The organism is Paenibacillus dendritiformis, from assembly GCF_021654795.1.
Lineage (GTDB): Bacteria > Bacillota > Bacilli > Paenibacillales > Paenibacillaceae > Paenibacillus_B.
The window spans coordinates 5223779-5242248 of sequence record NZ_AP025344.1 but is presented as its reverse complement, the minus strand read 5'-3'; the positions used below and the strand labels follow the sequence as shown (position 1 = coordinate 5242248).

Here is an 18470-nt window from a genome sequence, read left to right as displayed (position 1 = left end):
TCTCATGAATGAAAAAGACCTGAAATCGATGATTGAATCGATTCTGAACGAGATGGTAGGCAACCTGCCGCAGGAAGCCACGAAGCCGGCCCAAGCCGAGGCGCCTGCCCAGCAGACTGCCCAGCCCGCATCTGCCCCGCAGACGGCAGTGTCCGAGCCGGCTCCGGCCGCGGCCATGCAGATGGCGCTGTCCGAGGAAGAGCCGGAGGACAGCGGCGAATGTCTGGACGATATTACGGAGATCGACCTGCGCAAGCAACTGCTCGTTCCCGAACCGGCCGATCGCGAAGGCTACATGAAGATGAAGGAAAAAACGCCGGCCCGCCTTGGCGTATGGCGTGCGGGCCCGCGCTACAAAACGATTACGTCGCTGCGGTTCCGCGCTGACCACGCCGCCGCTCAGGATGCCGTATTCTCTTACGTGTCCGAGGATTTCGTGAAGGAAATGAATCTGGTGGCGATCGAGACGATGTGCCGGGACAAGGATGAATACATTACCCGGCCGGATCTGGGGCGCCAGTTCTCCGCAGAGACGATTGAATATATTAAGCAGCACACGGCCAAGGGCGCCAAGGTGCAGATAATGGTCGGCGACGGCCTGAGCTCGGCCGCAGTCGAGGCCAATCTGCGCGACATCGTGCCGGCGATTACCCAAGGTCTCAAGATGTATGGCATCGAGACGGGCAATATTTTGTTCGTCAAGCACTGCCGCGTGCCGTCGATGGACGTCATCGGCGACGTCACCGAGGCCGACGTGGTCTGCCTCCTCGTCGGGGAACGTCCGGGGCTGGTTACGGCGGAATCGATGAGCGCCTACATCGCCTATAAACCGACGGTCGGCATGCCGGAAGCGCGTCGCACGGTCATTTCCAACATTCACTCGGGCGGAACGCCTGCCGTTGAAGCGGGCGCGCATATCGCCGAATTGATTAAGACGATGATTGACCGCAAAGCGTCGGGGATTGATTTGAAACTGTAGAGGTTGTTCAAATAAGTATTCGCAAGGAGGCTCGTATGAGAAACGATCCGATTCATGCCAAGGTGTTAGGCGTCAAGCTGATTCCCAACGTAAGTCCGGATCTGGCTGGCACGCTGGAGCTGAAGCCGCATCATAAAAGCCTGGGGATCCTGACCGCCGACATCGACGATGTCACCTATACCGCCCTGGACGAAGCGACCAAAGCGGCTGCCGTCGATGTTGTCTATGCGCGAAGCATGTACGCCGGTTCGGCCAATGCTTCGACGAAGCTGGCGGGCGAGGTCATCGGGATATTGGCCGGCCCCAGCCCGGAGGAAGTGCGCAGCGGCTTGAACGCCGCCGTTGATTATATCGAGACCGGCGCTCATTTCGTCAGCGCCAACGAGGATGACAGCATCACGTATTTCGCCCATTGCGTCTCCCGTACAGGAAGCTATTTGTCCCAGACCGCCAACATCAAGGAAGGGGAAGCGCTGGCGTATCTCATCGCCCCGCCGCTGGAAGCGATGTATGCGATCGATGCGGCGCTGAAGGCCGCCGATGTGACGATGGCCGCCTTCTTCGGCCCGCCTTCCGAGACCAACTTCGCCGGCGCCTTGCTGACGGGCAGCCAGTCTGCCTGCAAGGCGGCGTGCGACGCGTTCGCGGACGCTGTCCAGTTCGTCGCCGACAACCCGGCGAGCTATTAAGGTAGCGGCCCATGAGACATAACGCGTTAGGGTTGGTGGAAGTCAGAGGCTATCTGGGAGCCATCGCCGCGGCGGATGCCGCCTTGAAAGCGGCGAGCGTCACCTGCATCGGCGCGGAGATCGTCAAGGGCGGATTGGTGACGGTCAAGCTGAGCGGCGACGTCGGCGCCGTGCAGTCCGCCGTGGAAGCGGGAGCCGAGGCGGCGAAGCAGTTGAACGTGCTGTTGACCAGACATGTCATTGCGCGTCTGCATGAAGAGACGGCCGCCATGGTGGCTGGCCCGGAGGACGCGGGCGCCAATGAGCCGCAGGCCGCCGCCGAGAAGGCAGCTCCCGCCGAAGGCGAAGCGCCGGCGGCCGGGCAAGCCGCGCCGGCTGCAGCCGCTGAGGAAGCAACGGAAGCTTCTCCCGTGGCGGAAGCGGTCGCGACTGAGGCCGCGGCTGAGACTGAGGCGAGCGCGGCAGGGCCGGCAGGGGAGAGCGAAGAGGCAAGCAAGGCGGAAACGGCGGTCCTACCGGATTCCGGCCGGACCGGTAACGTATCTGCCGCGAAGCCCGGAGCGCCTGAGCCGGCTGCCGACAGGAAGACAGCGCCAAGCGCTCAGCCAAGCCGAACTGATGCGCACACGCCGCGCAAAGAAACGGCCGCCGCGCCGGCTGCGAAACGAGCGAAAAAATCGAAGAAAGCCACCTCGTAACAAAAAAGTAACAGAGAGAAGGAGTATTGATGGAAACATTGGATAAAGACCTAAGATCCATTCAAGAAGTCCGCAATCTGATCAAAAAAGCCAAAGAGGCGCAAGCCCAACTGGCTACGATGTCGCAGGAGCAGATCGATGCGATTGTCAAAGCGGTCGCCGATGCCGGTTATCAGAACCGCGAGAAGCTGGCGAAAATGGCCAATGAAGAGACGGGCTTCGGACGTTGGCAGGACAAGATCATCAAGAACGCATTCGCTTCGAAGCAAGTATATGAGTCGATTAAGGATATGAAGACGGTTGGCGTCCTCAAGGAGGACAAGGCTCACAAGGTAATGGAAGTGGCTGTGCCTGTCGGCGTCATTGCCGGCCTGATTCCATCGACCAACCCGACATCGACCGTCATCTACAAAGCGCTCATCGCGCTGAAAGCCGGAAACAGCATCGTCTTCTCCCCGCATCCGAACGCGCTGAAGTGCATTCTGGAGACGGTGAAGATTATTAGCGAGGCGGCTGTGCAGGCAGGTTGCCCGGAAGGCGCGATTGCGGCCATGACCGTTCCGACGATCCAAGGAACCGATCAATTGATGAAGCATGACGATGTATCCTTGATTCTCGCTACCGGCGGAACCGCTATGGTCAAAGCGGCTTACTCGTCCGGCACGCCGGCCATCGGCGTCGGCCCGGGCAACGGCCCTGCCTTTATCGAGAAGAGCGCGAACATCCCGCTTGCGGTCAAGCGCATTATGGACTCCAAAACATTCGACAACGGCACGATCTGCGCTTCGGAGCAATCCGTCGTCGTCGAAGCCTGCAGCAAAGAAGCGGTTATCGCCGAATTCAAGAAGCAGGGCGCTTACTTCCTCTCCGCAGAGGAAGCCGCGCAGCTCGGCAAATTCATTATGCGGGCCAATGGCACGATGAACCCGCAAATCGTCGGCCGCAGCGTAGAGCATATCGCGAAGCTGGCGAACCTGGATATTCCGGCGGGCACGCGCGTGCTGATTGCCGAAGAGACTCGCGTCGGCCGCAACGTTCCGTATTCGCGCGAGAAGCTGGCTCCAATCCTGGCGTTCTACACGGAAGAGAACTGGGAAGCGGCGTGCGAGCGCTGCATCGAGATTTTGAACGGGGAAGGCGCCGGACATACGATGGTCATTCATTCCGAGAATGAAGAGATTGTCCGGGAGTTCGCCCTCAAGAAGCCGGTATCCCGATTGCTGGTCAATACGCCGGGCACGCTTGGCGGCATCGGCGCCACGACGGCGATTGCGCCGGCGCTTACGCTCGGCTGCGGCGCCGTCGGCGGAAGCTCGACATCCGACAACATCAGCCCGCTCAACCTGCTCAACATCCGCCGGGTCGCTTACGGGCTTCGAGAAATCGAAGACCTGGCCGAGAAGCCGGCCGCGCAGACCGAAGCGGCAAGCATCGATCTGGGCGATAAAGAGCAGTTGATCAATTTGATCGTCAAACGCATTCTGGCAGAAATGTAATTCGGAAGCCCGTGCAAAAGACCGCTTTTGATCACGATGCGCTACAGAAAGCAACGCGGCATCGAATCTTTCAGTTAACCCGGTTTTTCACAACATTTCATATAAACTATACAACTCATTAGGAGGAATTTAATCATGGCAAACGCAAACGCATTGGGAATGGTAGAAACGAAAGGTCTGGTAGGCGCAATCGAAGCGGCAGACGCAATGGTCAAAGCGGCTAACGTTACTTTGATCGGCAAAGAGCAAATCGGCGCAGGTCTCGTAACCGTCATGGTTCGCGGCGACGTAGGCGCCGTCAAAGCGGCAACGGATGCAGGCGCGGCTGCGGCAGAGCGCGTGGGCGAATTGCTGTCCGTACACGTTATCCCAAGACCGCACACAGAAGTGGATGCCATCCTTCCTAAGACAAAAGCGGAATAATAACCGATTTCGGACAAGCCTGACGGGTAAGAGGGAGCGGAGATGCGGCTTCCGCCGCATCTTCCTCCCCGCCTGCCGGCCCATCGCCAGCGGCGCGGACCCCCGCGTGTAACCAAAGATGCACGCAATAAAAGGATGTGAAAACATGGCTGTGATTACGGAAAGCGAGTTGCGCAAACACTTTCGGAATCAGAATCTGAAAGAGGTTGCCGTATATGAGGCTCCGGCGGGCACGATTCTGACTCCTTCCGCCAAAAGCTTTTTGAGCGATCATCAGATTGAGCTTCGTTATGTGGGAGCCCCCGCTGCAGACAGCCCGGCGCCCAAGAAGGAAGTCAAGCTTCAAATCACCAAAAACCTGGACACTCAGCAAGAACCGGCCGAAGGAAAAAAACGTTTCCGCACGCTGTACGGCGGTTTTCTGGAGACGAAGCCCGAGCATATGACCCATTTATATGGCAATATGCTTGTTTTTAAAGATCATCCCCGGATTTTATTCCGCGGCAAGCTGGATTCATTGGAGACCAAAATTTTAGAAGCGCAAATCAGCTGCTCCAAGCTGAATATGACCAAGCTGGTCGACGATTTGGAAGAGATTTTACAGTTCGTGCGAAAGATCGTGCGCTGTGAAGTGTTGAACGAGAGCATCGAGGAATTTCATTTGCTTGGGATGACACCGAAGGAATTGCGCGAGCAGTCCCATTTTCCCAAGAAATACTTTGGATTGGAACATTTTCAACCCAGCTATGATATGGGCGAAGCGGTTGTTGTCATAAATGCGTTGCGCACATTGACGAGGGAGACGGAACTGCTGGCTTACCAAGCCTTCAAAACGGAGCACGGAGGCGCCGAGCGCGAGGACATCATTCGGACGCTGAACCGGCTGTCTTCATTGTTCTGGATCATCATGTTCCGAATCCGCGTAGGACAGTACAATTCTTGAGGTGAGAATGGTGGATAATCAACTGGTAGAAAGCATCGTGAATGAAGTGGTCAAGCGGGTGCGGGACGAAGCCTGCATCGAAATCGAAGCATCCGGCAAGCATGTGCACTTGAACCGGGAAGCGATTGACGCGTTGTTCGGCCCCGGCTATCAACTGACGAAGGCGAAGGATCTGTCCCAGCCGGGTCAATACGCCTGCAAAGAGCGCGTCACGCTGATCGGGCCGAAGGGCGCCCTGCACAATGTCGTCGTGCTCGGTCCGGAACGCAAGGAATCGCAGGTGGAGGTCTCGCAGACGGACGCCGTCGTGCTGGGCATCCCGGTTCCCGTCAGAGAGAGCGGCAAGCTGGAAGGAACTCCGGGCATCGTCATCGCTTCGGGCAGCAACATGATTCGGCTGGAGAGAGGCTTGATCGCCGCCCAGCGCCATATTCACGTGAAGGCGGAAGACGCCGCCAAGTACAACGTGGAGAACGGCGAGATCGTACAGGTGAAAGTGTACGGCAAGCGCCCGCTTATTTTTGACGACGTGCTGGTGCGGGTAAGTCCGAACTACGAAACGTACATGCATATCGACTATGACGAGGCGAATGCTTGCGGCTTTGCGAAAGGCACGAAGGGCAAGATTTTGAAAAAGACCAACCAGGACTAGGTCTAGGAGTGTGAAATTATGAACATGGAAGCTCCAGATCGGGCGGCGCTGATTGAAGCGGTCGCGGCCGAAGTATTGAAAAGGCTGCGGCAGGCCGGGGAAGCCGGGACAGCCTCGTCCAGGAAGCAGGCGGTTCTGTTGGCTGCGGAGCCGGCTCCGGCACTGGAGAGCGTCCTCCAACCGCATTATGACGTGCGTTATTACGACGAGACGCTCCGGGATTGCGATCTGCTCCTCATTCCGAAGACATGCCTTCAGCTGCTGTCCAACCTGGCCCATGGCATCAGCGCGGGCCCGCGCGAGCGGTTCGTGCTGACGATGCTGTTGAAGGGCCGGAAGGTCGTCTTGCTGGAGGAGGGGCTGGCTTACCGGAAATACAAGCCGACAGCTCCTGTCCTGCTGTACAAGCTGTACGACGGCATGGTGGACAAGCTGCGCGGCTGCGGCATCCGTGTAGTCAAGCAGACGGAGCTGCCGGCGGCATGCCTGGAAGACGGAGGGATCGCGATGGTGCCTCAGGCGGGAGGCGAAGCCGCTTACTCGGAAGCTGAGGCGCTTTCGCAGCCGGAAGCGCTGCCCGGCAAAGTCATTACCGAAGCCGAGCTTAAAAAATGCCGTCTCCAAAACAAGACGGAAATCGTCATTGATCGGCGCGCGATTATTACGCCGCTGGCGCAGGATTACATGCGCACGCAGCAGATGCGGGTGCACAGAAGATAACGGGCGAGGTGAACCTATGATCGTGGGAAAAGTGGCGGGCAGCCTCTGGGCTACCCGAAAAGACAATAAGCTGAGCGGGCTGACCTTTCTGGTGGTCAAGCCGTTATCGGTGGACGGCGCGCCGGTTCAGCGCGACCATTTCGTCGCCGCGGACAACGCGGGGGCAGGCATCGGTGACACGGTGCTCGTCACGACGGGAAGCGCTGCCCGGGCATCGATAGCCAATCCGGACGTGCCCGTTGACGCGGTCATCGTGGGCATCGTCGATTCGATCGAGGTGGCCCGCCATGAGTAGCGCGATTGGCGTGGTGGAGCTTCGCAGCATCAGCAAAGGATACGAAACGGCGGATCGCATGCTGAAGACCTCGCCCGTGGACGTGCATCATCTGAAGCCGATCTGTCCGGGCAAGTTCCTCATCATTATGAGCGGCGATACCGCTGATGTGCAGGCGGCGATGGATTCCGCGAAGGCGGAAGCGGGTGAATTCCGGATTAGCGATTTTATGCTGAACGGCGTTCATCCCGGCCTCGTGGACGGCTTGAAGAAGCGCTATTCTTCCCAACCCGTGGACGCCGTCGGTATTTTGGAGACGTCAACGGTCTCTTCCGGGATTTACGCGTTCAATGAGGCGTTGAAGCAGTGCGATATTTATGTGAAAAGGATGAATCTCGGCATGGCGATTGGCGGCAAGTTCCTCGCCGTGTTCACGGGAAGCGTGAGCGACGTGGAACAAGGGATGAAGGTGATCGCCTCCTCCATGGATGAGAAGCGGATTGTTCATTGCACCGTGCTTCGTTCCCCGAGCGAGGAAATCAGGCAGCATTTCCGATAGGCAGTTCAAAAAGCCCGCTTTTGACATAAAACCGCCTTTTTGAACATTTCCGATATATCGTTCGATACGAACGCTAACACGCAATTCAACACGCACAATAAGAATGGAGGAGCACGTTCGTGGAGATTAACGAAATCATCATTTACGGCATGGTTATTTTCATGATTCTCGGCGCCATCGACAAATGCCTCGGTTACAAATTCGGGCTTGGGCATCAATTCGATGAGGGGCTTATGGCGATGGGCTCGCTCACGCTGGCGATGGTCGGAATCATCTCCCTGTCTCCCGTGCTGGCCAAATTGTTAAGTCCGATTGTCGTCCCGCTGTACAGCGCGCTGGGGGCAGACCCCGCGATGTTCGCGACGACGCTGCTGGCCAACGACATGGGCGGATTTTCATTGGCGCAGGAATTGGCGCAGACGCCGGAAGCCGGCATGTTCGCGGGTACGATCCTCGGCGCCATGCTCGGGCCGACTATCGTCTTTATCATTCCGGTTGCGCTTGGCATCATTAAGAAGGAAGACCACAAATATTTGGCTACCGGCGTCTTGGCCGGCATTGTCACAATTCCTATCGGTTGCTTGCTCGGGGGATTGGCGGCAGGTTTTCCGATTATGATGATTGTGTCCAACCTGGTGCCGATTCTGCTCTTCGCCTTGCTGATCGTGCTTGGCTTGTGGAAGTTCCCGCAAGGCATGATCAAAGGCTTCACCATTTTCGGACAGTTCATCGTTATCGTCGCGACGCTGGGACTCGCGGCCGGCATTACGCAGCAGTTGACGGACATCACGATTATTCCCGGACTCGCGCCGATTGAGGAAGGAATCAAGATTGTCGGCGACATTTCCATTGTACTGGCCGGCGCTTTCGCGATGGTCTTCGTTATCACGAAGGTATTCAACAAGCCGCTGATGAAGCTGGGCAAAATGCTTGGCATGAACGAGATTGCGGCGGCGGGCATGGTTGCCACGCTCGCCAACGTCATCCCGATGTTCGGGATGATGAAGGACATGGATGCCCGGGGCAAGGTGATCAACGTGGCCTTTGCCGTGTCCGCGGCATTCGTATTCGGCGATCACCTCGGCTTTACGGCCGGGGTCGCCAAGGACATGATCTTCCCGATGATCGTCGGGAAGCTGGCAGGCGGCATTACGGCCATCTTCGTAGCTGTATACTTGGCGAAGAAAATGGTGCCGGAACCGAACGAAGGGCAGCAGGAGGCCGCCTAAAGGCCGGGCTTGCTCAGCAAGCCGCTGCTCGGTTGTGTAACGTTTTCTCTCAATACTGAGCTCTCATATATATATTTGATGCCTCGCAGGCCGATTGATCGGCTGCGGGGCTTTTTTTTGCATGAAAAATGAAAGGGGAATCCTCGACAGTTGCAGTTCAACGCAAGCGGCCTGCTGCTCCTTCTCTTTTCGATCTTAAATATTTACATTAAAGGAGGGGTTTTTGAATGAGGAGTAAAGGATATGCCGCCTACAATATTTTTATTGAAGATAATATTATTTCCAACATTCTCAGCGAGATGAATGCAACGAACGCTTCCGACGCAGGCTCCGCTCAACTCGTTTTTATACTGCCAATGCAGTATTTGATAAAAAGAGAAATGAATCAAAATGTGCAATATTTTGATATAACTAATATAAGGCAAATTAATGAAGTAACAAATATTATCGAGAAGAAGCAATCCGATCTTCAAGATACTTATAAAAACATCCGAAATGAAGAAAATAGAGAACATATGATTAACTTGCAACACGCAAGTCCTAGCTACTCGACGCTTGCAGCTAAAGAAGACGTCAGCTTATATTCGGAGCGGACGTATGGAACTTTTGTACCGATAGAGTTATCTAAGGGCCAGTATAGTATCGATTACCGGGTTCATTTTGATGCAATGAAATACGGATGGTGGCAAGGCGGATTGATGTACTTCGAATGACGCTTTTATACCTTGAGGAGTTGCAGTAATGAATGGATGTGGGGTTTTGAAAAAGCGCTACTGGGTTTGTACACTCCTGGCGATTGTCCTGCTAGCCGGTTGTATGACTTATAAAAAGGTAGCTTCACCGATTGTGGATGAATTCCGGCAGCGCATGCTCGATCATTACAGCGGAATAGATCGTGTGGAAGTCAGGTTTGCTCCAACGGAGCTGCAATTCGTATACACGATGAAGAAGCAATATCAGGAGACAAAGACGAAAGAAATATATCTGGACACGAGGAAGTTTGCTACAACACCTAGCGTGTTTGAGGAAGTCATAGAGGGGCAATATTTTCAAAACTATAAATTTGCAAAAAAAGCAAAAGAGTACCCGCGATCTCTATCAGCTTTAATGTCGATGGGGATAAAGCAAGTGATGATGCGTACCAATCGGACTATAATGAGAAAACAGGTTCTGGCTCAGAGCACGAAGCAGATGGGTATTCTACCTGGTACTACAATAATTATGATGGAGAGATGCCTGTTGAAGTGCCTTAACTCAACGCCCCTTCAATAGAATCGCAGGCATGCGCAGCACAAAAAAGCACCCTTTTGGGGTGTTTTTTTGCTGCCCGATCCGTCCTGCAAGGCCGGCCTCCGATTTTGGTGCGGGGAGAGGGCGAGAGGCAGGAAGCTACGCTTTGCCGGCAGAGCCCAATTCGTTTATCTTTTCCTTCACTTTGGCAACCAATGCTTCCTTGGCAGGCATCATGATCGCTCTAGGCTCGCACAGAGACGGGTTCTCTTCCATCACCGTTCTGACTGCTTCGGCCCAAGCCGTCACCAGCTCCGTATTGTAGTTCACTTTGGCGTGCCCCAGTTCAATCGCCCGCTTCAATTGCGGGAGGGGAATGCCGGATGCGCCGTGAAGCACGAGCGGAATGCGCACCGCTTCCGCAATGGCTTGCATCTCCTTGAAGCCGAGCACGGGCTCGCCTTGATACTTGCCGTGAACGGAGCCGAGCGCGGGGGCGAGGGCATCGACGCCGGCCTCTCTGACCAGGCGCTCGCATTCGGACAGATCGGCATACCGTATCCCGCCGACGAGTCCATCCTCCATTCCTCCGACCGAGCCGACCTCAGCCTCGACGGATACGCCGTGAGCATGGGCGTAAGCGGTTACCTTATGCGTATTGGCGATATTGTCTTGAATCGGCAGGTGGGAGCCATCATACATGACCGAACTGAACCCGGCATCAATCGCTTGCACGCAGCGGGAGAAGCTGGAGCCATGATCGAGATGAAGCGCGACCGGCACGGTAATCTCCAGCTCTTCCTTCACCGCTTTCAACATGGATGCGATGGTGGCGAATCCGCCCAGATACTCGATCAAGCGATCGGAGGCCGCCAATATGACAGGAGACCGGGCTTCCTCCGCCGCCTGCAAAATGGCTTGTACCCACAGCAGACCATTGATATTGAACTGCCCTACGGCATAGTTTTCCTTCAGAGCGCGTTGCAGCATCTCTGTCATCGGTACGAATGTCATTCTTGTTCCCCTTTTTGCCTATATATAGTTTCCGCAAGGCTCCTTCTGATTACGCGTTGGCACGGATAAGCGCCTCAATCTCCTCAACCGATGGCATCGCTTCGGAGGAACTGTGCCGGCTGACGACAATCGCAGCCGAAGCGCTGCCGTATTGGAGAGCGGTTTCGATATCTTTGCCGGACAGCAGGGCGTAGAGGAAGGCCGCGGCATAGGAATCCCCTGCGCCGAATGTTTTCAGCACCTTGCTCTTATAGGCTCGCCCGCGGTACACCTCGCCGGATTTCGTATACGCATAGGAGCCTTCCACGCCGTGCTTGATGACAATCAGCTTCGGCTTGTGCCGGAACAGATATTGAACCGTCGCTTCATTCTCGCCCTTGCGGTTCTCCATTACGTCGAACTCGTCCCGCGTTCCGATGACGATATCCGCTTGCTCCGCGACCAGCGTATAGTACACGGATGTCTCGTGGACCGATGTCCAGGTATAAGGGCGGTAATCCAATTCGAAGATAATCTCAATCTCATGCTTTTTGGCATAATGAATCGCTTGCAGGACCGCTTCCCGGGACGGGCTTTGCGCCAGCGCGGTGCCGGATACCAGCAGCGTCTTCGCTTGTTGAATATAAGCTTCGCTCACTTCTTCGGGCTTCAGATACAGATCGGCCACGTTGTCGCGGTACATCAGGATGCTGCATTCTTCCGGGCTTTTAATCTCCGTGAAGGCCAGTCCGGCTTTGCGGCCTTCCGTATCGGACACCATATGGGAAGTGTCGACGCCCGCGCCGGTCATGTAATTTCGAATGAACCGCCCATGCTGATCGTCGGGAATTTTGCCGATGAACCCGGCTTTCAAGCCCAGCTTGGCGCTTCCGATCGCGATGTTCGCGGGGGAGCCGCCGACATATTTGGAGAAGGTCATCGTCTCTTCCATCGGACGGTTATATTCCACTGCATTCAAATCAAGACAGGCGCGACCAATGGCGATAATATCGTACTTCTTGGTGTTATCCATGGCATGAGGCATAGCAAGGACTCCTTTTTTTGATCTAAAAATGCAGAACCGGCTTTATTCAAATGCAGGTTTTGGATATCGTGCCGTCACGACTTTCTTTCTCGTGTAGAAATCGACGCTGTCCTTGCCGTTCGCGTGCAAGGTGCCGTAGAACGACGATTTCCAGCCCGAGAATGGGAAGAAGGCCATCGGCGCAGGGACGCCCAGATTGATTCCGAGCATGCCGGCATCGATATTTTCGCGGAAGTACCGGATGGCGGACGCATTGGTCGTGAACAGGCACGCCCCGTTGGCGAACTCCGATTGATTGGCGATCTCGATCGCTTCCTTCAAATTTTTGACGCGAATGATCGAGAGCACCGGAGCAAAAATTTCTTCCTTCCAAATCGTCATCTCGGTCGTAACTTGGTCGAAAATGGTCGGCCCGACAAAATAACCGTCCTCCGAAACCGATTCGCGGCCGTCACACAGCAGGTTGGCGCCTTCCTCGATTCCTTTCTCGATATACTGATGGGTCCGCTTCAAATTTTCTTCACGGATAACGGGTCCGAGGAACACGCCGTCATCGAGGCCGTTGCCGATTTTGATGCCGGCCGCGCGTTCGCGCAGCAGCGCGATGAACTCGTCGGCAATGTCCTCCTCGACCGTTACGACGGCGCAAGCCATGCATCGTTCGCCGGCAGATCCGAAGGCGGCGGAGATGACATTCGTCACCGTCTCTTCCAGATTCGCATCCTTCAGGACAATGGTATGGTTTTTTGCTCCGGTCAACGCTTGTACGCGCTTCAGGTTCTCGCTTCCTTTTTTATACACATATTCGCCTACCGGCTTGGATCCGACGAAGGATACCGCTTTGACGTCTGGATGCTCGAGGATGCCGTTCACCACGTCATGCGCGCCATAGACGACGTTGAAGACGCCTTTTGGCAGCCCGGCTTCCGTGAACAGTTCCACCAATTTCTCCGTCAGGAGCGGCGTTCTCTCCGAAGGCTTGAGGATGAACGTATTCCCGAGCGCGATCGCCATCGGGAACATCCAGCATGGCACCATCATCGGGAAGTTGAATGGCGCGATGCCGCCGATGACGCCGATCGGATACCGGTAGTTCGCCGCTTCTACGTCCGTCGCAATGGAGGAAAGGGAGTCTCCCATCATCAGCGTGGGCGCTCCGGCGGCGAACTCGACATTTTCAATGCCGCGCTGCACCTCGCCGCGCGCTTCCGTAAGGTTTTTGCCGTTTTCGATCGTAATCAGGCGCGCCAGCTCTTCCCGATGCTCCATGAGCAACTGTTGGTAGCGGAAAAGAATTCGGGCCCGGCGGGGAACAGCTACGTTTTTCCATTCCTCGAATGCCTTCGCCGCGGCGGCTGCCGCCGCATCCAACTCGGCTCTCGTCGACAGGGGAACCTGCGCTATCACTTCCTTGGTAGCCGGATTATATACGCTTTCATACTGGGCCGTGCTGCTTTCTACCCATTCGCCGTTGATGTAGTTCTTGATTCTTCGGATCTCGTTCATGGTGCTCCTCCTCCATATTGCAGATCATAGATATCCAAGAAACCGACAGATCCATCAAAAAGAAGGCGCTTTCGAAAGACGTGCAAAACAAAAATAAAAACAAGTGCTTTGAATTATGCCTGTAGATATGGTTATTATTTTGATGAACTCGTATCATTTCTTGGTTATCTTTTGAGTACATATTAATCCCGATGTGAGTTATTGTCAAACCCTTTTTTGGTCATTTTATGATTATATTGAATCGTAAATCGGTTTCAAAGTGGTTTTTTAGTATGTAAGTTTGTCAATTATTGATTAACTATTGGTTATGTGTTATATTTTTTGTAAAAAAGAATAAGGGGGAGGAGCCGATGCGGGAGAAACGGCTGCAGGATATCGAAGACTACATCCATTCCGTGGGAACAGTCTCGTTGGACGAGCTGTGCGAGCACTTCAATGTTTCGAAAAACACGATTCGCCGTGATATTAACAATATTTTGGATAAGGGGGCAATCCAGAAGGTCTATGGCGGCGTCACTTCGATGTCCAGCCATTTGGTTCCGTTTGAGAACCGGGATATTAGGAATTCATCGGCGAAGACGGCCATTGCCAAATGCGCGGCTCAATTTGTGGAAGGAAATGAACTGATATATATCGATTCCGGCACGACGACGCGCAGTATCGTGGAGCATTTGCCGCGAGTGCCGAAGCTGACCATTTTGACGAATAGTCTTGACATTATCAATGCCGCAGCGAATCTGGAGCATATCACGCTCTTGACGGTCGGCAATTGCTATAAGCGGGATACGAAATCGTTCGTCGGCAACGACAGCCTTCATATTCTCGACAAATACAATATCAACAAGGCGTTTATGGCGGCTACAGGCGTTTCGATTGAGAGCGGATTGACGAACTCGGATATTTTGGAATACGAGATTAAGAAGAAAATCGTAGACAAGGCGCAGCAGGTCTACTTGCTGGCCGATGCCTCCAAATTCGGGCGCTCGACGCTGTTGACCTATGCCCCGTTCGACAAGGTCGACACGCTGATTACTTCGCAGCCGCTCCCGAAGGAATACCAAGAGTACTGCGACGAACACGGAATTGCCGTCCTTGCGGCGGAACAGGAATCGGGGACAAAGGGGATATAACCTATGCCATTGCTGGGTTTTGATGTTATCGAGGGCCGGAACAAGAATTGAGACAACTGCTGGACGTGCCCGAAGCGATGGTGGAGGCATTCGATGTGCCTAACAGCGACCGCTATCAAGCAAAAAACTCCGGTGACGGAGTTTTTTTTACATATACTCTGCAAGCCAGATACCTCATTCTTTTACTTGGGAAAAGAGAAATGCAGCGCAAACCAAATAATAAAGATAAGGGAAACGCCCCATATCATAAACATGGCCAACAAATGAACCACTTGTTTGTCGCATTCGAGGATGGAAGCCTCATCATCGCATTCGGATTTTGCTTTTAGCTTGAAAAGCGATCTAAATATCGTCACGCCCATAAAGACATAGATTGTAATAAAAGCGAGACTTAGTGCCGTATGCATGTTACTCATCCCCTTGACACATAATTGCATGATCTTAGTTTGCCCAAGGAGGATCCCGTTCATTCGGTGGAGTCAGGTCATCTTGCCCGATCACCGAAGCGAAGGGGTAGGAAGACATCCCGCCAGGGCTTCCGCCCGGAGATGTCTGTCCCATGCCGTGCTACTCCTCGGCCAGCTCGCGGAACGATTTCACTTTGCCGTGGGAGTGCGGAGTTTGTTTGCGGATTTTGTCCGCATTGACACGCCGGTGCTTCGGAGAGGTCATCGGCTCATCCTCCTTCATGATGATGGAAAATAAGGGCGATTACACACGTCATTCGACAGGACGCCGCACAACCTTGCCGGTCTGCCCGGCATAGCCGGACGGACTCTTCCCATCGAATGTGTTATTAATATGGTTCTGGCCGCCCCTCCTTATCCCCGCCAAAGTCAGGAGGCGCACCGGGGGAAGAAAAGGTATAATAAGGTGAGGAACGAGCTTCCATCCTTGGCGGCTCCATGAAGGGAGAGAAGTGGGATATGGTATATCAAGCAGACTCCACCCGTTATGATTCGATGGTCTACCGGCGCTGCGGCCGTTCGGGCTTGAAGCTGCCCGCGATTTCGCTGGGGCTATGGCATAATTTCGGAGGCATCGATTCATTCGAGAACGGACGGGCTATGCTGCGCCGCGCGTTCGATCTGGGGATAACGCATTTTGATCTGGCGAACAATTATGGTCCGCCCGCCGGCTCCGCGGAGCTTATGTTCGGGCAAATGCTGAAGGAGGATTTCCGTCCATACCGGGATGAAATGATCATCTCGACCAAAGCCGGCTACTACATGTGGGAGGGCCCGTACGGCGAATGGGGATCGAGAAAATATCTCATCGCCAGCCTTGATCAAAGCCTGAAACGGATGGGACTGGACTATGTCGATATCTTCTATTCGCACCGTCCGGATCCGGATACGCCGCTGGAAGAGACGATGATGGCCCTCGACCAAGTTGTCCGCCAAGGGAAGGCGCTGTATGTGGGCATTTCCTCATATGACAGGGAGCAGACCAGCGAAGCGATCCGGATTTTGAAGGAATTGGGGACCCCGCTCCTCATTCATCAGCCGTCTTACTCGATGCTCAACCGCTGGATCGAGGATGGACTTCAAGGCGTGCTGGAGGAACATGGCGTTGGCAGCATCGCATTTTGTCCACTACAGCAAGGTCTGTTGACGAATCGTTATCTCCGCGGGATCCCGGAAGATTCCCGAGCCAAAAAGGCATCCGGATTTTTAAAAGAGGAAGAAGTGTCGGAACAAGTTATTGCCAAGATCCGCCGACTGCATGAGATCGCGGAAGGTCGAGGCCAGTCGCTTGCCCAGATGGCCCTTGCCTGGGTACTGCGCGACGGAAAGGTCACTTCCGCTCTCATTGGCGCAAGCCGGGTCAGCCAGATCGAAGAAAACGTGAAGGCGCTGGAGCAGTCGGCGTTCACGGCGGAAGAATTGGCCGACATCGACCAAGTGTTGCAATCATAATCTAACAGAGAGGCCGACTCCGTCTCTCCTTTTGGTGATTTTTTTGACACCCAAAGAAACGCTATGCTATTGTTTTTTGAGACATTTATCAATCATTAATGTCGTTGCAGTCACATATGACGAGGGATAAGGGGAGAAATTAATGGGAAAAGCCAGTTGGAAATGGATGATCGCGGGGTGTCTGTTATTTGGGAGTATGGCGCCGTTCGCGATGGCGCAGGAAATCGGTTCGGCAACGGAATCGGCGGTTGAACTCGTACCGCTGCGGCAGGCGGCGGAATCGATTGGAGCTCTCGTGGAATGGGATCAGCAGACGAAGACAATCACCGTTACTTTCGGCGAACGGGTGTGGACGATAGATTCCGCGAGCGGCCGTTCCGAGGTGAACGGAACAACCCTCACGCTCGACGGCGGCTCCTTGCTGAGCAAGGAGAAGGGGTATCATTACATAGCTTGGAATGCCATTAAGGAGGCGCTGCAGATTCAAGGGAAGTGGGTGAACGGCAAGGTGCTGGCCGATGAGGCCGATTGGAAAACGCGCGCTGCCCAATTTACGGTCCAGTGGGCCGCCTTGGCGGAAGCGCCGGAAGAGGAAGCGCAGTTGGCTTCTCTTTTGACGCCGGAGCTGAAGGAAGCGACGAAGGTCGCGCGCTTATCTAGCTTGGCACAGCAGATCATCCCAATGTTCGGGAAGCCGACGCAGTTCGTCCAAGCCTCCTCCGACAACGATGGCGTGCACCAGAACGTGCAGGTGCTGTTCAAGACGGACAAGGAACTGATGCTGTCACTTACACTCCGTTATAAAGAGAACGGCTTGTTGAACGATGTGTTCTTCTCGTATCTTCCATCCGGGGATTACCAGCCGCCAGCTTATGACGATGCTGCTCTTTACAAGGAAGAGACGATTTTCATCGGGGACGGGCAGTTCAAGCTGCCTGGCACATTGACCCTGCCGGCCGCTGCGAACGCGTCGGGCACCTATCCGGTGCTCGTGCTGGTTCACGGCTCAGGGGCCAATGACCGTGACGAGTCGATTGGCGCTGCCAAGACGTTCCGGGACATGGCGGTTGGACTGGCGAAGGAAGGGATTGCCACGATTCGATATGAGAAGCGGACGCGGGAATATCCGGTTCAATCCGCAGCGATCCCGAGATTTACCGTGAAGGAAGAGACGGTCGATGATGCGCTTCTGGCGGTGAAGTGGGCCAGCCAAGACAAGCGGCTGAACAAGGATCGCATCTATGTGCTTGGTCATAGCCAGGGAGGCATGCTAATCCCGAATATCGTCAAGGCCGACACCGAAAAGGGAATCCGCGGGGCTATCATCGCGGCCGGGCCTTCCGGGCCGATCGAAGATTTGATGATCGAGCAAATGGAACGCCAGCTTCAATCTGCCAAAGACAACGGCCAGCCGGCGGAAGCCATCGCGGCGGCCGAAGGACAATTGAAGATGTGGAAGCAGATGGTTGCCATCATCAAGGATGAGCAATATACGCTCGACAATCTTCCGGCCAATTTGGCGCTTCCGAACGCTTCTTGGTGGATAGATTTCCGCAACTATCACGGTGGAGAGATAGCCAAGGATCAGCAAGTGCCGCTCTTCATCATCCAGGGGGATAATGACGCTCAGGTCGGCAAAGAGCACCTGGACGGCTGGAAAAAGGCGCTGCAAACCCGAAACAACGTCCAATACAAGCTGTATCCGAAGCTGAACCACGTATTCGTGGAGAGCGACAAGCCGTCCACCGGCCAAGAATACATCATTCCAGGCAACGTGCCGGAACAAGTCATGAAAGATATCGCGGCCTGGATTCGCAGTAACTAAATTGCTCACGAAGGACCGTCCGCAGCGTAAAGCTGCCGGCGGTTCTTTTTTTGCCAGATGAACCTGGCCTAGGTTGCTGCTCTCTTACAGTCGCTTATCCCAAGCAGTCAGGAGAGAATGTACATGTGTCTTGCCTCTTTCGGCCGCTATCCCAAGCAGT

General features: G+C 54.7%; 21 protein-coding genes. 17 read left to right on the top strand and 4 right to left on the bottom strand.

The annotated features are described in order from the left end of the window. Window positions 1-4 precede the first annotated feature (4 nt). The 13 genes from eutC (at window position 5) to L6439_RS23225 (ending at window position 9934) form a co-directional block, all read left to right on the top strand. Entirely contained in the window at window positions 5-979 is a 975-nt protein-coding gene (gene eutC / locus L6439_RS23285; RefSeq protein ID WP_213470648.1) for an ethanolamine ammonia-lyase subunit EutC, read from the top strand. 35 nt (window positions 980-1014) lie between these two features. Continuing rightward, window positions 1015-1668 carry an ethanolamine utilization microcompartment protein EutL gene (gene eutL, locus L6439_RS23280; protein ID WP_006676863.1) on the top strand — a complete coding sequence of 218 codons (654 nt, stop codon included), beginning with the start codon at window positions 1015-1017 and terminating at the stop codon, window positions 1666-1668. An 11-nt stretch (window positions 1669-1679) separates the two neighbouring features. Further along, window positions 1680-2366, top strand: coding sequence for a BMC domain-containing protein (locus L6439_RS23275; protein WP_213470650.1), 687 nt, complete (start codon window positions 1680-1682; stop codon window positions 2364-2366). A gap of 29 nt (window positions 2367-2395) precedes the next feature. Then, entirely contained in the window at window positions 2396-3862 is a 1467-nt protein-coding gene (locus tag L6439_RS23270; RefSeq protein ID WP_168181912.1) for an acetaldehyde dehydrogenase (acetylating), read from the top strand. 135 nt (window positions 3863-3997) lie between these two features. Beyond that, a complete protein-coding gene (gene pduA / locus L6439_RS23265) occupies window positions 3998-4285 on the top strand; it encodes a propanediol utilization microcompartment protein PduA (RefSeq protein ID WP_006676866.1) in 288 nt (95 codons plus the stop codon). Between the two features lie 145 nt (window positions 4286-4430). Beyond that, window positions 4431-5228 (top strand): cobalamin adenosyltransferase, encoded by a 798-nt coding sequence (locus tag L6439_RS23260; protein WP_213430025.1) that lies wholly within the window; start codon window positions 4431-4433, stop codon window positions 5226-5228. A gap of 10 nt (window positions 5229-5238) precedes the next feature. Then, window positions 5239-5880 (top strand): ethanolamine utilization phosphate acetyltransferase EutD, encoded by a 642-nt coding sequence (gene eutD / locus L6439_RS23255; protein ID WP_213470739.1) that lies wholly within the window; start codon window positions 5239-5241, stop codon window positions 5878-5880. 18 nt (window positions 5881-5898) lie between these two features. After that, window positions 5899-6600: an ethanolamine utilization protein gene (locus L6439_RS23250; RefSeq protein ID WP_213470652.1), complete on the top strand. Its 702-nt coding sequence runs from the start codon at window positions 5899-5901 to the stop codon at window positions 6598-6600. A gap of 16 nt (window positions 6601-6616) precedes the next feature. Further along, window positions 6617-6895: a EutN/CcmL family microcompartment protein gene (locus L6439_RS23245; RefSeq protein WP_172879043.1), complete on the top strand. Its 279-nt coding sequence runs from the start codon at window positions 6617-6619 to the stop codon at window positions 6893-6895. Next, window positions 6888-7433, top strand: coding sequence for a BMC domain-containing protein (locus L6439_RS23240; protein ID WP_006676871.1), 546 nt, complete (start codon window positions 6888-6890; stop codon window positions 7431-7433). Before L6439_RS23245 ends, L6439_RS23240 begins: the two co-directional genes overlap by 8 nt. 119 nt (window positions 7434-7552) lie before the next feature. Beyond that, entirely contained in the window at window positions 7553-8662 is a 1110-nt protein-coding gene (eutH, locus tag L6439_RS23235; RefSeq protein WP_213470655.1) for an ethanolamine utilization protein EutH, read from the top strand. Window positions 8663-8889: 227 nt separating this feature from the next. After that, window positions 8890-9375, top strand: a complete 486-nt coding sequence (locus L6439_RS23230; RefSeq protein ID WP_213470657.1) for a hypothetical protein — start codon at window positions 8890-8892, stop codon at window positions 9373-9375. A 28-nt stretch (window positions 9376-9403) separates the two neighbouring features. After that, the gene (locus tag L6439_RS23225) at window positions 9404-9934 is read left to right on the top strand and encodes a hypothetical protein (RefSeq protein ID WP_213470659.1); all 531 of its coding nucleotides are present in this window, start codon (window positions 9404-9406) and stop codon (window positions 9932-9934) included. A 117-nt stretch (window positions 9935-10051) separates the two neighbouring features. On the opposite strand, the gene fba is transcribed toward L6439_RS23225, so the two are convergent. Genes fba through iolA form a run of 3 tightly spaced genes read right to left on the bottom strand, consistent with a single transcriptional unit; the run spans window position 10052 to window position 13436 of the window. Beyond that, window positions 10052-10906 (bottom strand): class II fructose-1,6-bisphosphate aldolase, encoded by an 855-nt coding sequence (gene fba / locus L6439_RS23220; RefSeq protein ID WP_213470661.1) that lies wholly within the window; start codon window positions 10904-10906, stop codon window positions 10052-10054. Between the two features lie 49 nt (window positions 10907-10955). After that, a complete protein-coding gene (gene iolC, locus L6439_RS23215) occupies window positions 10956-11930 on the bottom strand; it encodes a 5-dehydro-2-deoxygluconokinase (protein WP_213470663.1) in 975 nt (324 codons plus the stop codon). Between the two features lie 42 nt (window positions 11931-11972). Next, window positions 11973-13436 carry a methylmalonate-semialdehyde dehydrogenase gene (iolA, locus tag L6439_RS23210; RefSeq protein WP_168181929.1) on the bottom strand — a complete coding sequence of 488 codons (1464 nt, stop codon included), beginning with the start codon at window positions 13434-13436 and terminating at the stop codon, window positions 11973-11975. 350 nt (window positions 13437-13786) lie between these two features. Here iolA and L6439_RS23205 point away from each other — a divergent pair, with 350 nt between their 5' ends. Beyond that, entirely contained in the window at window positions 13787-14566 is a 780-nt protein-coding gene (locus tag L6439_RS23205; RefSeq protein ID WP_213470665.1) for a DeoR/GlpR family DNA-binding transcription regulator, read from the top strand. Between the two features lie 47 nt (window positions 14567-14613). After that, on the top strand, window positions 14614-14895 hold the full coding sequence (locus tag L6439_RS23200; protein WP_237096619.1) for a hypothetical protein: 282 nt from the start codon (window positions 14614-14616) through the stop codon (window positions 14893-14895). 238 nt (window positions 14896-15133) lie between these two features. Here the strand turns inward: L6439_RS23200 and L6439_RS23195 are convergent, their stop codons facing one another. Further along, entirely contained in the window at window positions 15134-15238 is a 105-nt protein-coding gene (locus L6439_RS23195; RefSeq protein WP_220084708.1) for a DUF6254 family protein, read from the bottom strand. 254 nt (window positions 15239-15492) lie between these two features. On the opposite strand from L6439_RS23195, the gene mgrA reads away from it, so the two are divergent. Both mgrA and L6439_RS23185 read left to right on the top strand, forming a co-directional pair. Then, entirely contained in the window at window positions 15493-16485 is a 993-nt protein-coding gene (gene mgrA, locus L6439_RS23190) for an L-glyceraldehyde 3-phosphate reductase (RefSeq protein ID WP_213470668.1), read from the top strand. A gap of 142 nt (window positions 16486-16627) precedes the next feature. After that, complete coding sequence (locus L6439_RS23185) at window positions 16628-18310, top strand: alpha/beta hydrolase family protein (RefSeq protein ID WP_213470670.1); 1683 nt, start codon at window positions 16628-16630, stop codon at window positions 18308-18310. Window positions 18311-18470: the final 160 nt, after the last annotated feature.

Excerpts from the sequence above, each read along its gene's own strand:
- L6439_RS23205 (WP_213470665.1), top strand. The coding sequence starts at position 13,787 with ATGCGGGAGAAACGGCTGCAGGATATCGAAGACTACATCCATTCCGTG.
- pduA (WP_006676866.1), top strand. The coding sequence starts at position 3,998 with ATGGCAAACGCAAACGCATTGGGAATGGTAGAAACGAAAGGTCTGGTA.
- L6439_RS23195 (WP_220084708.1), bottom strand. The coding sequence starts at position 15,238 with ATGACCTCTCCGAAGCACCGGCGTGTCAATGCGGACAAAATCCGCAAA.
- eutL (WP_006676863.1), top strand. The coding sequence starts at position 1,015 with ATGAGAAACGATCCGATTCATGCCAAGGTGTTAGGCGTCAAGCTGATT.
- fba (WP_213470661.1), bottom strand. The coding sequence starts at position 10,906 with ATGACATTCGTACCGATGACAGAGATGCTGCAACGCGCTCTGAAGGAA.
- L6439_RS23270 (WP_168181912.1), top strand. The coding sequence starts at position 2,396 with ATGGAAACATTGGATAAAGACCTAAGATCCATTCAAGAAGTCCGCAAT.
- L6439_RS23250 (WP_213470652.1), top strand. The coding sequence starts at position 5,899 with ATGAACATGGAAGCTCCAGATCGGGCGGCGCTGATTGAAGCGGTCGCG.
- L6439_RS23230 (WP_213470657.1), top strand. The coding sequence starts at position 8,890 with ATGAGGAGTAAAGGATATGCCGCCTACAATATTTTTATTGAAGATAAT.
- mgrA (WP_213470668.1), top strand. The coding sequence starts at position 15,493 with ATGGTATATCAAGCAGACTCCACCCGTTATGATTCGATGGTCTACCGG.
- iolA (WP_168181929.1), bottom strand. The coding sequence starts at position 13,436 with ATGAACGAGATCCGAAGAATCAAGAACTACATCAACGGCGAATGGGTA.
- iolC (WP_213470663.1), bottom strand. The coding sequence starts at position 11,930 with ATGCCTCATGCCATGGATAACACCAAGAAGTACGATATTATCGCCATT.
- L6439_RS23260 (WP_213430025.1), top strand. The coding sequence starts at position 4,431 with ATGGCTGTGATTACGGAAAGCGAGTTGCGCAAACACTTTCGGAATCAG.
- L6439_RS23275 (WP_213470650.1), top strand. The coding sequence starts at position 1,680 with ATGAGACATAACGCGTTAGGGTTGGTGGAAGTCAGAGGCTATCTGGGA.
- L6439_RS23240 (WP_006676871.1), top strand. The coding sequence starts at position 6,888 with ATGAGTAGCGCGATTGGCGTGGTGGAGCTTCGCAGCATCAGCAAAGGA.
- L6439_RS23185 (WP_213470670.1), top strand. The coding sequence starts at position 16,628 with ATGGGAAAAGCCAGTTGGAAATGGATGATCGCGGGGTGTCTGTTATTT.
- L6439_RS23225 (WP_213470659.1), top strand. The coding sequence starts at position 9,404 with ATGAATGGATGTGGGGTTTTGAAAAAGCGCTACTGGGTTTGTACACTC.
- L6439_RS23245 (WP_172879043.1), top strand. The coding sequence starts at position 6,617 with ATGATCGTGGGAAAAGTGGCGGGCAGCCTCTGGGCTACCCGAAAAGAC.
- eutC (WP_213470648.1), top strand. The coding sequence starts at position 5 with ATGAATGAAAAAGACCTGAAATCGATGATTGAATCGATTCTGAACGAG.